Raw genomic sequence first — 12736 nt, 5'->3', positions numbered from 1 at the left:
CGCGAGGCCGCGGGCCTGCGCCTGGACGCGAGCCGTCAGCTCCTCGACGACGACGCCCTCGATGCGCTCCTTGCCCTCGCCACCACCGCGGACCTGCCCGGTGCCGCAAGCGCGTTGCTGCGCGGTGCTGCGGTTAACAACACGGAGCGGCGCCCGGCCCTGCACAGTCTGCTGCGAGCCGGCAGCGGCGGCGGCGAACGCTACGCGGCGGTCGCCGCAACCCGGGGGCGTATGCGCGACCTGGCCGAGTCGATCCGCGCCGGTGCTCACACCGGCCATACGGGGCGCGCCATCACCGATGTGGTCAATATCGGCATCGGCGGCTCAGACCTTGGCCCCCGGCTGGTGAGTGAGGCGCTCGCGGCCCCCGACACCGCACCCCGGGCCCACTATGCGGCCAACGTGGACCCGGACGATCTCGCCGCGATCCTCGCCCCCCTCGACCCGGCCACGACCCTCTTCGTCATCTGCTCGAAGTCCTTCCGCACGGAGGAGACGCTCGCCAACGCCCTGACCGCCCGCGCCTGGCTCGGCGCGGGCGGCGTCGCCGACGGCGATCTCGCCCGCCACTGCCTGGCGGTGACCACCAATCTGGAAGCAGCCGCCGCCTTCGGTATCCCCGCGCACCATTGCCTGCCCCTGTGGGACTGGGTCGGCGGTCGCTACTCGGTCTGGTCCGCCGTGGGCCTGTCCTGCGCCATCGCCCTCGGCTGGGACCGCTTCGCCGCGCTCCTCGCCGGCGCCGAGGCCATGGACGCCCATTTCGCCAGCGCACCGCCGGCGGACAATCTGCCCATGCTCCTGGCGCTGCTGGAGACCTGGAACTGCCGCTTCCTCGGTGCCGGCAACCACGTGGTACTGCCTTACAGCCATCGCCTGCGCCGCCTGCCGGATTTTCTGCAGCAGCTGACCATGGAGAGCAACGGCAAGGCGGTGACCCGGGACGGGGCACCCCTGGCCGGGCAATCGGCCCCGGTGCTCTGGGGCAGCGCCGGCACGATCGGCCAGCACTCGTTCCACCAGCTGCTCCACCAGGGCACGCGCCGCTGCCCGGCGGATATCATCCTGCCCCTGGCACCGGAGGACCCGGCGGACCGCGAAAACCATGCCCGCCTCATCGCCAATGGCCTCGCTCAGAGCCGCGCCCTGGTCATCGGCCGCAGCGAGACCCAGGCCCGCGAGGCGCTCCTCGCCCGCGGCGAGGCCCCCGCCGAAGCGGACCGCCTCGCGCCCCATCTGGCCATGCCGGGCAACCGCCCGCACTCGCTGATCACGTTCCCCCGGCTCACCCCGGAAGCCCTCGGTGCCCTCCTCGCCCTTTATGAGCACCGCACGTACTGCAGCGCCGTGCTCTGGGATATCAACGCCTTCGACCAGTGGGGCGTGGAGCTCGGCAAGGAGATCGGCAGGCAGGTGTTTGCGGTGATGCAGGGGGACGATGATGGGGCTGCTCTGGATACCGGGACGCTGTCGCTGGTGGCGCTCTGGAAGGCTGCCAACGGGTAGTTCCGCAGTGCGTACTTTTTAGTTGGGACTGGGGGCGCTTGGTAGCTGGTGCCCGGGGTGCTACGTAGCCCGGCGCCGGAGCTTGCAATACCCTGTCCCGGGGTCGCAAAAAGCGCCATCCATGGCAGCTCGACGAAGCGGAAGGCCGCCCCGACCATCCATGGCCTTCGACGCCCCGGGACAGGGTATTGCAACCCCCGTCGCCTGGATCGGGTGCTAATCCCACCTCGCACAGGATCTACTACCCGATCAACGGCCTTAACAACCGGAATAGCGCTCATCAACTGGCACGGCGTCTACGCCAGTGACGGGGAGGCATTCTGTCCCCCGCTACCGTCTGCCATGATGCTATCGATGCTGCGAAGATTGACGCCACCACCGGAATCAGGTGGCGGGGGTTGCTACACCCTGTCCCGGGGCGTCAGCGGACATGGATGTCCGCTGCCGAGCTGCCATGGATGGCGCTTTTTGCGACCCCGGGACAGGGTGTAGCAACCCCCGACGCCGGGCTACAGAGCGCCCCAGCGCAACTACCGGAATAAATGCCGCAGGTTACCGGCGACCACCGTCCAGAAAAGCCAGCAACTCCGCCGTCTTCTCCCGCATGAGCGCGGCATCCCCACGGCTCTCAACATTCAGGCGCACAACCGGCTCGGTGTTAGAGCGGCGGAGGTTGAAGCGCCAGTCGGGGTAGGCGACGGAGAGGCCGTCGACGTGGGAGACCGCCGTGGCGCCGGGGGCGTAACGGGCCTCGACGGCGGCGAGGGCAGCGGCGGGGTCGTCGATGGTGCGGTTAAGCTCGCCGCTGCACGGGTAGAGCGCCATGCGCGCCTCCACCAGCTCCGCGAGCGACTGGCCGCGGCTGCCGATCAGAGCGGCGACCAGAAGCCAGGGGATCATGCCGCTGTCGCAAAAAGCAAAATCGCGGAAATAATGGTGCGCGCTCATTTCACCGCCGTAGACAGCGTTCTCCGCGCGCATGCGCTCCTTGATAAAGGCGTGCCCCGTCTTGCTCTCGACGGCGCGGCCGCCGCCGGCGGCGATGATGTCCTGCGTGTTCCAGCTCAGGCGCGGGTCGTGGACGATGGCGCTGCCCGGGGCCTGGCGCAGGAACGCCTCGGCGAGGAGGCCGACCACATAGTAGCCCTCGATGAAGCGGCCCGTGTGGTCGAAGAAAAAGCAGCGGTCGAAATCGCCGTCCCAGGCGATGCCGAGATCGGCGCCGTGGTCGCGGACGGCGTCGATGGTCGCGCTGCGATTCTCCGGGAGCAGCGGGTTGGGCACGCCGTTGGGGAAGTGTCCGTCCGGGCTGTGATGCAGGCGCACAAACTCGAAGGGCAGCTGCGGCTCCAGGAGGTCGATGATGCGGCCGGCGCCGCCGTTGCCCGGGTCGGTGACGATCTTCAGCGGGGCCAGGCTCTCGCGGTCGATGTAGCCCAGCAGGTGCTCGACGTAGGCGGCGTCCAGGTCCAGGGACTCGAGGCTGCCGCGGCGGTCACGGGCGGGGAAAGCGCCGGCGGCGGCCAGATCGCGGATATCGAAAAGCCCCGTGTCGCCGGAGAGGGGCCGCGCGCCCTCGCGGACGAACTTCATGCCGTTGTAGTCCTTGGGGTTGTGGCTCGCGGTGACAGCGATGCCGCCATCGAAGCTCCCGTGGGCGTCACCGTGGAACGTGGCGAAGTAAATCTCCTCGGTACCGGCCAGGCCCAGGTCGAAGACGTCGACACCCTGGCCGCGCAGCCCCTCGATGAGCGCGCCCTTCAGGGCCTCGCTGGCCAGGCGCACGTCGTGGCCGACGACCACCCGTCGCGGCGCGAGCACCGTGGCGTAAGCGCGGCCGATGCGCTCGGCGATGGTCTCGTTGAGCTGGTCCGGCACGCGGCCGCGGACATCGTAGGCCTTGAAGCAGGCGGAGAGATCCACGGTCGTCAGAGCTGGGAATAGATATTGTGGTAGACGTAGTCCGTGGCTTCGACGAAGCCGGGCACGCTGCCGCAGTCGAAGCGCCGCCCCTTGAACTTGTAAGCCATGACGCAGCCGCGCTCGGCCTGGGTCTGCAGGGCATCGGTGAGCTGCACCTCGCCGTTCGCGCCGGGCTCTGTCTCGCGGATGATGTCGAAGATGTCCGGGGTGAGAATATAGCGACCAATGATCGCGAGGTTCGAGGGCGCCGCCTCGGGCTTCGGTTTCTCGACCATGCGATCTACCCGGTAGATACCCTCCTTGAGGGCCTCGCCGGCAATGACGCCATACTTATGTACCTCTTCTTCAGGCACTTCCATGATGGCGACAATGGAGCAGCGGAACTGGTTGTAGAGCTCGACCATCTGCGCCAGCACGCCGGGGCCATCATTGATGCACAGGTCGTCGGAGAGGACCACACCGAAGGGCACGTTGCCGACCAGGGTCTCGCCGGTGAGGATGGCATGGCCCAGGCCCTTCATCTCGCGCTGCCGGACCATGGTGAAGACGCCCCGGTCGAGGACGTTGCGGATGCTGTCGAGGTAGGCTTCCTTGCCGCTGCCGGCGATCTGGTGCTCGAGCTCGTAGCTGATGTCAAAGTGGTCGGCGATGGCTCGCTTGCCGCGACCGGTGACCAGGGCGCAGGTGGTCATGCCGGCCTCAATGGCCTCTTCGACGCCGTACTGCACCAGCGGCTTGTTGACGATCGGGAGCATTTCCTTGGGCATGCTCTTCGTTGCCGGAAGGAAGCGGGTACCGTAGCCCGCTACCGGGAACATACACTTCTCGATCATGGCCGTTTTCTCCCTTTGCATCCTGCCATCTGCGTGCGGCGCAGGCCCGGGGCCTGCGCCGGCATAGTCAGCCCGCGGGCGTCCCGCCGCGGCCGTAGGCGTCCTGGAAGCGGACGATGTCGTCTTCACCGAGATAGCTGCCCGACTGCACCTCGATCAGCTCCAGCGGTATCTTACCGGGGTTAGCGAGCCGGTGCTTGTGGCCCAGGGGGATGTAGGTGGACTCGTCCTCCCCGAGCATAAAGGAGCGGTCCTCGCAGGTGACCTCGGCGGTGCCGTGAACGACGATCCAGTGCTCAGCGCGGTGGTGGTGCATCTGCAGGGACAGGGTCTCGCCGGGGTTGACGACGATGCGCTTGACCTGGAAGCGCTCGGCCACGATCAGCGACTCGTAGCTGCCCCAGGGGCGGTAGACGCGCTGGTGCAGCGCGGCCTCGCTGCGACCCGCGGCGCGCAGGCGCTCGACGATGTGCTTCACGTCCTGCACCTGGTCCCTGCCTGCCACCAGCACGGCGTCGGCGGTCTCTACCACCACGAGGTTGTCAACGCCCGCGGCTGCAAGCAGCCGGGACTCGGCGCGCAGATAGCTGCCCCGGCTGTCCTCCACGATGACATCGCCGTGCACCACATTGCCGTCGCTGTCGTGTTCGGACACATCCCAGAGCGTGGACCAGGCGCCGACATCGCTCCAGCCGCAGTCCAGGGGGACCACGGCGCCCCGGTCCGTGCCCTCCATCACGGCATAGTCGATGGAGTCGCCCGGGCAGGCGGCAAGCGCCTCCGGGTCCGGGCGCAGGAAGTCGAGATCACCGCTGACCCCGGCCATGGCGGCCCGGCAGGCCGCCGCCATGGCCGGAACCTGACGCTCGAGCTCCTCGAGGTAGCTATCGGCGCGGAGCAGGAACATGCCCGCGTTCCAGAGGTAAGCCCCGCTCTCGAGGTAGGCCTCGGCGGTGGCGCGGTCGGGTTTTTCAACGAAACGGTCCAGGCGGGCAGCACCTTCGCCCAGCGCCTCGCCGCAGCGCAGATAGCCGTAGCCGGTTTCCGGGCTCGTGGGCACCACGCCGAAGGTCACCAGCTGACCGGCGCCGGCAAGGGGCGCCGCCACTTCCACCGCCGCCAGGAAGGCCGCCTGGTCGCGGATGATGTGATCGGCCGGCAGCACCAGCAGTGTGGCGTCCGGGTCCGCGGCGAGCGCGTGCAGGGCCGCGAGGGCCACCGCGGGGGCCGTGTTGCGGCCCTCGCGCTCGAGAATAATGGCGCCGGGCACCAGCGCCAGCTGCCGCAGCTGTTCGGCGACGAGAAAGCGATGCGCCTCGTTGCAGACCACCAGGGGCGGCGCTGCCGCCAGTCCCTCGGTGCGGGCCAGTGTTTCCTGCAGCATGGACAGCTCGCTCGCCAGGGGCAGGAACTGCTTCGGGTAGGCCTCCCGGGAGACCGGCCACAGGCGGCTGCCGACGCCCCCGGACAACAACACCGGTACCAGCATGGGGATCCTCTCTTCTGGGGCTTCTTTTCGGGCTTCTTCCGGGGCTTCTACCGGGACTTCACAGCCGGCAACCCCGCTCGCGCGGCAAAGCGACGATGGTATCGGAAGACCGCGCGCTGACGCCAGCGGGCCGGCCAAGGACGAGACGGGGCGACGGGGCCGCCGCGACAGCCCGGGGGGCGGTGGATTTTTGAGCCCCAGTGGGTAAAATGCGGGGCCTTGCTTATCCACAGGGACGCCGGCCAGCCGGCGCCCGGACCCCGCCAGGGCCCCGCCCGACGCCTCCGACACCCGGAAAACCGATGACCCAACAGCACAGTTTCAGCAAGGACGAACTCCTCGACTGCGGCGCCGGCCACCTCTTCGGCCCCGGTAATGCGCAGCTTCCCGTGGGCAACATGCTCATGCTGGACCGCATCACCCACATCAGCTCCGAGGGCGGCCCTGCCGGCAAAGGCGAGATCCGCGCCGAGCTCGATATCCATCCGGACCTGTGGTTCTTCGCCTGCCACTTCCCCGGCGATCCGGTGATGCCCGGCTGTCTGGGGCTGGACGCCATGTGGCAGCTGCTCGGCTTTTTCCTCGGCTGGCGAGGCAACCCCGGGCGCGGCCGGGCCCTCGGCGCCGGCGAGGTGAAGTTCACCGGACAAATCCTGCCCAGCGCCACCCGGGTGAGCTACCAGATCGACATCAAGCGCGTCATTGAGCGCAAGCTCGTGATGGGCATCGCCGACGGCAGCGTGTCCGTCGACGGCCGCGAGATCTATACGGCCCGGGACCTGCGCGTGGGCCTGTTCCAGAGCACGGAGAGTTTCTGATGAGCCGACGAGTCGTCGTTACCGGTCTCGGTATCGTTTCCTGCCTCGGCAATGACGCCGGAACGGTCGCCGACGCCCTCTACCACGGGCGCTCCGGCCTGAGCATCCGCCAGGAGCAGATCGACGCCGGCATGCGTTCCCATGTCGCCGGGAGCCCGGAGATCGACGCAGCGGAACACATCGATCGCAAGCGCCTGCGCTTCATGGGCGACGCGGCCTCCTTTGCCTACATCGCCATGACCCAGGCCATCGCCGATGCCGGCCTTGAAGAGAGCGACATCTCCAGCGAGCGCACCGGCATCATCGCCGGCTCCGGCGGAGCCTCCTCAGCGAGCCAGGTGGAGGCAGCGGACATCCTCCGCGAGCGCGGTCTGCGCCGCGTCGGCCCCTACCGGGTGACCCAGACCATGGGCAGCACCGTCTCGGCGTGCCTGGCCACGCCATTCCGGATCAAGGGTGTCAACTACTCTATCTCCTCTGCCTGTTCCACCAGCGCCCACTGCATCGGCGCCGGCGCGGAGCAGATCCAGCTCGGCAAGCAGGACATCGTCTTCGCCGGCGGCGGCGAGGAGCTGCACTGGACCATGAGCTCCCTTTTCGATGCCATGGGTGCCCTGTCCACCAAGTACAACGACACGCCGACGCAGGCGTCCCGGGCCTATGACGCCAACCGCGACGGCTTTGTCATCGCCGGCGGCGGCGGCATGGTGGTGCTCGAGGAACTGGAGCACGCCCGTGCGCGCGGCGCAAAGATCTATGCCGAACTGGTGGGCTACGGCGCCACCTCCGACGGCCACGACATGGTCGCCCCGTCCGGCGAAGGCGCCGTGCGCTGCATGCGCCAGGCCCTGGCCACCCTCGACGGCCCGGTGGACTACATCAACGCCCACGGCACCAGCACGCCGGCCGGCGACATCACGGAATTGAAGGCCGTGCGCGAGGCCTTTGCGGGAGAGGTGCCGGTGATCGGCTCCACCAAGTCCCTCTCCGGGCATTCCCTGGGGGCTGCGGGGGTACAGGAAGCGATCTACAGCCTGCTCATGCAGCAGCGCGGCTTCATCGCCGCCTCGGCCAATATCGAGACCCTGGACCCGGAGGCGGAGGGCATGCCCATCGTCCGCGAACGGGTAGACGGCGCCAGGCTGACCCGGGTGATGTCAAACAGCTTCGGCTTCGGCGGCACTAACGCCTCGCTGGTCTTCCAGGCTCTCGACGCCTGACCCCACGAAGGCCCCCGGGCCCCGGGTGGGGCCGCAGAGGCACTCAGCCCAGCAGCGAATCCAGCAGCAGCACCTGCACCGGGTCTCCCTCGGCCAGGGTTTCCCCGGGCGGCACTCGCGCCAGCGCATCCGCGGCACACACAGAGCTGAGCACGCCGGAGCCCTGCCGGGGATAGGCCTCTGCCCGGGTCTCGCCGGCCTCGTCAGCGCGCAGCCAGACACGCCGGTAATCGGCCCGGGCAAGGGGACGTGCCACGGTAAAGGCCGCCCGGGCCCAGAGCGCCGGCGGCGGCGCCAGGCGCGCCCCCTGGGCGGCCAGCAGGTAGGGCCGGGCCAGCAGGCAGAAGGTCACGAAGACCGAGGTAGGATTGCCGGGCAGGCCCAGAAACGGCGTGCTGCCCACGCGGCCGAAGGCGAACGGCTTGCCGGGTTTCACCGCCACCTTCCACAGATCCAGCGCTCCGAGCGCGGCGACCTGCGCCCGCACGTGATCCTCCTCGCCGACAGAGACCCCGCCGGTGGTCAGGATGAGATCCGCGCTCGCGGCCGCTCCGGTGAGGGCGGCGCGGGTGGCTGCGGCGCTGTCGCCGACCTGCGCCGGCCCGTGCACCGCGAAACCGAGCCGAGCCAGCAGGGCCGCGAGCATCGGCCCGTTGCTGTTATAGCGCTGGCCCGGTGCGAGGGGTCCACCCCCTGCAGGCACCAGCTCATCACCGGTGGCGAGCACCGCCACCGTGAGGCGCCGATAAACGGCCAGCTCAGCGCAGCCGGTGGCGGCAAGGAGCCCGAGGTCCTGGGGCCGCAGACGCTTACCGGCAGGGAACAGCTCGCTGCCGGCGGCGATGTCCTCGCCCCGGGGGCGGATGTTCTCGCCGGTCGCCGGCACGCGGCCCGGCCTGACGCTGCCCAAACTGAAGCGGCCCGAGGGCACCCCCTCCTCCGCCGTCTCGCAGTCCTCCTGCATGAGCACCGCATCGGCGCCCTCGGGCAAGGGCGCGCCGGTGAAGATCCGGGCCGCAGTGCCGGACTCAAGCGGTGTCGGCGCGCAGCCTGCAGCAATGCGCTGGCTCACGGGCAGGAGCGCCCCGGGCACCACCTCGCTGCGGCGGAAAGCGAAGCCATCCATGGCGCTGTCGGCGAAGGCGGGCACATCGGCCGGCGCCCGCACCGGGGCCGCCAGCACGCGTCCCAGGGCTTCTGCCAGGGGCACCGTCTCCACTGCCGGCGGCGCCGGCGCGGCGGCGAGGAGGCGCGCGAGGGCTTCCTCGAGGGGGATCATGCGCCGCGCAGGAGACCGACGAAATTGCAGGGGCGATGGCGGCTGTCGAGCTGCTCCAGCAGAATGCCCTCCCAGGCGGTTCGGCAGGCCCCCGTGGAACCCGGCATGCAGAACAGCAGCGTGCCGTTGGCGAGCCCCGCCAGCGCCCGGGACTGCACGGTAGAAGAACCGATCTCGGCCAGGGACAGCGCCCGGAACACCTCGCCGAAACCCACGATGTGCTTGTCGAGGAGGGGAGTGACCGCCTCCGGCGTGGAGTCGCGGCCGGCAAAGCCCGTGCCGCCGGTCACCAGCACCACCTCCACCGCCGGGTCGGCAATCCAGCCGGAGAGCACCGCCCGCAGCCGGTAGATGTCGTCGGGCACGAGCGTGCGCGCCACAACCCGGTGGCCGGCCGCCGTGGCGGCGGCGGCGAGGTAGTCGCCGGAGCTGTCATCTTCGGGTCCGCGGGTGTCGGATACGGTAAGCACAGCCACGGCAAGATCTGTGGCCGCAGCGCCGGCGGGCTGGCCCATGGCTTCAGTCTCCCTGATGGTTCACGAGGTAGGCCCGCACAGCGTCGCCGATGACGCCGCGCCAGGGCACTTGCTTGATGGCAAAGGTATCCCGGAGATCGCGGCAGTCGAGGGCCCAGTTGCGGCCGCCCTCCCCCGCCTCCGCCGGCTCCCGGGCGATAGCGCCATCGGCCACCGCCACAAACTGCGAGGCCGCGGCGATCACCGCCTCGGCAAAACCGTAAAGGGTGGTGCGGTCCGGGCTCGCGTAGTGGAAGACCCCGCGCGGCTCGGCCCCCGCAGCCATCTGGTCGAGCATGCCGGCGATCACGCGGCCGAGGTCCGCCGACGGCACAGGGCAGAAGCTGTCACGGTCGTCGAGAACCCGCGTCTCCCCGGCCAGCAGCGCCCGCAGGACGTCGTCGAGGAGCCCGGGGCCGGCGCTGGCGATGACCGGCCCCGTGCGCAGCACCGCCGCACGGCTGCAGGCGGCGAACACCTGGGCCTCCACAGCGGCGAGCAGCGAACCGGGCGGTTCGGCGGCATCCGGGGTCTCCTGTTCACGGTAGGGATGGGGCAGCGAACCGGAAAAAACACAGGCACTGGACAGCAGAAGGTACTCCGCCCCCGCACGCTCGCAGGCCTTGGCCAGCCAATGGGCGCGGGCACAGTCGAGCTCCTGCACGGGATCGCCGCTGGCCAGGAGGTGCGTGAAACGCAGATCGAGAACGCAGGCCGGGGCGGCGCGGCGTACGGCCTTCTTGGCCTGACGCTCGCTCTTCCAGCGGCTGGCAGCCACGGTGATCGGCACCACCTCGTGGCGACCCCAGCGCGCGAGCACGGCGCGAAGCGCAGCGCCGGTGGCGCTGTCGGCGGCAATGATGAGGACCAGCACCGGGGCCTACCCGGCGCGCTTCGGCCGCGGGAACACGCGGCACCGCCTCACGCGGACCGAGTTCGCCTGGCCCGACCTAGAAGGGGATGTCGTCGTCAAAATCACCGAAATCAGCGGGGTTGTCGCCGCCGGCACTGGCCGGGGCCTGAGGTTGGGCACCACCCTGCTGCTGCCGCGGGGGCTCCTGGTTGTAGCTGTCTGCGGGCGCATCGTAACCACCACCGCCCATCTGGCCGCGGCTGTCGAGCATCTGCATCTCGCCGGCGACGATCTCGGTGGTGTAGCGGTCCTGGCCGTCCTGGCCCTGCCACTTGCGAGTGCGCAGGGACCCTTCGATATAGACCTTGGAGCCCTTGCGGAGGTACTCGCCGGCAATCTCGCCGAGGCGGTTGAAAAACACCACCCGGTGCCACTCGGTACGCTCCTGGGGCTGGCCGGTCTGCTTGTCCTTCCACTGCTCGGAGGTGGCGAGGCGGACGTTGGTGACGGCGCCGCCGGACGGCATGTAGCGGGTTTCCGGGTCGGCCCCGAGGTTGCCGATGAGGATCACCTTGTTGATACCACGCGATGCCATGGCTCGTGCTGCCTCCTTGCGCCTGAGAATACGCGACTATAGCAACGCGCCCGGGCGATTGCGACAGCAGAAACGGTCAGCCGCCGGCTGCGACCTCCTGGGCCCGCGGCGCAGCGACCAGGCGCCAGCTGCTGGCGATCCACAGCAGCCCGGGCACGAGGCAGAGCACAAACAGCGCGTGCACACCGCCCTGCTGCAGCACCCAGCCGCCGCTGGCGCCGCCGAAGAAGGCGCCGATAAACTGGCTGGTGGAATAGACACCGAGGGCCGTGCCCTTGCCGCCGGGGAACACTGCCTTGCTCACCAGGGAGGGCAGGCTGGCCTCGAGGTAGTTGACGGCGACGAAGTAGAGCCACAATGCAAGGTAGAGCACGGCCGGAATCGCCAGCAGCGTGACCCCGGCCACGGACAGCACGAGCATCGCGATGGACAGGAGCAGCATACCGCGCACGTGCCCGTGGCGCTCCGACGCACGCAGCAGCGGCAGCATGCCGAGAATCGAGGCCACCAGCACCGGCAGGTAGACCTTCCAGTGCGCTTCCCGCGCAACCCCGAGGATGTCCTCGATGGCGAAGGGGATCACCAGGAAGCTTGCAGTGAGAATGAAGTGCAGGCTGAACACCCCGAAATCCAGGCGCCGCAACGCCGGGTCCGCCAGCACTTTGCCGATCATGCCGGGCTGCGCGCCGACTTCGTCGTGATGGCGGCTCTGCACGCCCCGGGGCACGCCGAAGAAGACAATGGCGATGCCGGCGGTCGCCAGCACCGCCGTCAGCATAAACACACCGTGGAGCCCGCTGAAGGACGCGATGATCGGCCCCAGCACGAGCGCCAGGGCAAAAGAAAGGCCGATACTCGCCCCCACCACGGCCATGGCTTTGGTGCGCTGCTCATCGGTGGTGATATCGGCCACCAGGGCCATAACCGAGCCGGCGATGGCGCCAGCCCCCTGCAGGAGCCGCCCGAGAACGATCCCCTGCACGGTGTCGGCCATGGCCGCCACGACGCTGCCGAGGGCAAAGATCACCAGCCCACCGAGGATCACGGGTATCCGTCCCACCCGGTCCGACAGCCAGCCCAGGGGGATCTGCAACAGCGCCTGGCTGAAGCCGTAGGCCCCGAGGGCAAGGCCGATCATCAAGGGCGTCCCGCCGGGCATGTCGGCGGCATAGAGCGCCAGCAGCGGCAGCACCATGAACAGGCCGAGCATGCGAAAGCTGTAGAGCAGCGCCAGCGCACCGACGGCGCGGCGCTCGACCGGGGTCATGGGGTTTTTCGTCAACAAACTGCAGGCCTCCTGAACGGGACGCATGGTAGCACGATGCGCGGAAGGCATTGGAACCGGGGTTCTTTATGTTGTGAGGCTTCGTAGGCCGGGTGGGCGAGGGGACGCTCCCGGTACGGCCGCAGGCGCCAGGCGAGGGCCGGCCGCTGCGCAACTCGACCAAAATTCGCTGCGCGAATGTTCGGGACTCGAACAGTGCTCGCGGAAAGCCCCGGCCCTCGCCTGGCGCCAAAGCGCGGCCTGATTGCACCGGGAGCGCCTCCTCGCCCCCCCTGACGCCGCGGGAACACGGCAAGGCTGTTTCAATCCCGGTCCCGGATAAGGCTATGCGATACCCGGGCGCTGCGTTGCACGACGCAGAAGCTGCCGCGAGCGAACTGCCCCGGGACCGTCCCCAGACAAGGCGATGAGATACCCGGG

The 12736-nt window shown here is 69.3% G+C and carries 11 protein-coding genes; 3 read left to right on the top strand and 8 right to left on the bottom strand.

Translation table 11 applies throughout. From position 1 onward, the window contains the following. Window positions 1–1506, top strand: a 1506-nt coding sequence (pgi, locus tag HRUBRA_RS10650; RefSeq protein WP_035516988.1) for a glucose-6-phosphate isomerase, incomplete at its 5' end; no start/stop codon positions are given. 552 nt (window positions 1507–2058) lie between these two features. Here the strand turns inward: pgi and HRUBRA_RS10645 are convergent. From HRUBRA_RS10645 to HRUBRA_RS10635, 3 genes are all read right to left on the bottom strand, one after another. Further along, window positions 2059–3429 carry a phosphohexomutase domain-containing protein gene (locus HRUBRA_RS10645; protein ID WP_035516986.1) on the bottom strand — a complete coding sequence of 457 codons (1371 nt, stop codon included), beginning with the start codon at window positions 3427–3429 and terminating at the stop codon, window positions 2059–2061. 5 nt (window positions 3430–3434) lie between these two features. Then, complete coding sequence (galU, locus tag HRUBRA_RS10640) at window positions 3435–4262, bottom strand: UTP--glucose-1-phosphate uridylyltransferase GalU (RefSeq protein ID WP_035516984.1); 828 nt, start codon at window positions 4260–4262, stop codon at window positions 3435–3437. Between the two features lie 67 nt (window positions 4263–4329). After that, window positions 4330–5751: a mannose-1-phosphate guanylyltransferase/mannose-6-phosphate isomerase gene (locus HRUBRA_RS10635; protein WP_035516982.1), complete on the bottom strand. Its 1422-nt coding sequence runs from the start codon at window positions 5749–5751 to the stop codon at window positions 4330–4332. A gap of 302 nt (window positions 5752–6053) precedes the next feature. Between HRUBRA_RS10635 and fabA the strand changes: the two genes are divergently transcribed. Further along, on the top strand, window positions 6054–6569 hold the full coding sequence (fabA, locus tag HRUBRA_RS10630; protein WP_035516981.1) for a 3-hydroxyacyl-[acyl-carrier-protein] dehydratase FabA: 516 nt from the start codon (window positions 6054–6056) through the stop codon (window positions 6567–6569). Then, the gene (gene fabB, locus HRUBRA_RS10625) at window positions 6569–7789 is read left to right on the top strand and encodes a beta-ketoacyl-ACP synthase I (RefSeq protein WP_035516979.1); all 1221 of its coding nucleotides are present in this window, start codon (window positions 6569–6571) and stop codon (window positions 7787–7789) included. The genes fabA and fabB overlap by 1 nt, the downstream gene beginning before the upstream one ends. A 43-nt stretch (window positions 7790–7832) precedes the next feature. Here the strand turns inward: fabB and HRUBRA_RS10620 are convergent, their stop codons facing one another. From HRUBRA_RS10620 to HRUBRA_RS10600, 5 genes are all read right to left on the bottom strand, one after another. Then, window positions 7833–9068, bottom strand: coding sequence for a molybdopterin molybdotransferase MoeA (locus HRUBRA_RS10620; protein WP_052094698.1), 1236 nt, complete (start codon window positions 9066–9068; stop codon window positions 7833–7835). Next, the gene (gene moaB / locus HRUBRA_RS10615; protein ID WP_035516976.1) at window positions 9065–9583 is read right to left on the bottom strand and encodes a molybdenum cofactor biosynthesis protein B; all 519 of its coding nucleotides are present in this window, start codon (window positions 9581–9583) and stop codon (window positions 9065–9067) included. The genes HRUBRA_RS10620 and moaB overlap by 4 nt, the downstream gene beginning before the upstream one ends. A 4-nt stretch (window positions 9584–9587) precedes the next feature. Continuing rightward, on the bottom strand, window positions 9588–10457 hold the full coding sequence (locus tag HRUBRA_RS10610) for a sugar nucleotide-binding protein (protein ID WP_035516974.1): 870 nt from the start codon (window positions 10455–10457) through the stop codon (window positions 9588–9590). 76 nt (window positions 10458–10533) lie between these two features. Beyond that, window positions 10534–11031, bottom strand: coding sequence for a single-stranded DNA-binding protein (gene ssb, locus HRUBRA_RS10605; RefSeq protein ID WP_035516972.1), 498 nt, complete (start codon window positions 11029–11031; stop codon window positions 10534–10536). A gap of 76 nt (window positions 11032–11107) precedes the next feature. Further along, complete coding sequence (locus HRUBRA_RS10600; RefSeq protein ID WP_084592597.1) at window positions 11108–12298, bottom strand: MFS transporter; 1191 nt, start codon at window positions 12296–12298, stop codon at window positions 11108–11110. Window positions 12299–12736: the final 438 nt, after the last annotated feature.

The sequence above is a fragment of the Pseudohaliea rubra DSM 19751 genome (genome assembly GCF_000764025.1).
GTDB lineage: Bacteria > Pseudomonadota > Gammaproteobacteria > Pseudomonadales > Halieaceae > Pseudohaliea > Pseudohaliea rubra.
Note: the sequence above shows the minus strand (reverse complement) of the source record. Positions and strands in the feature narration are given on the sequence as shown.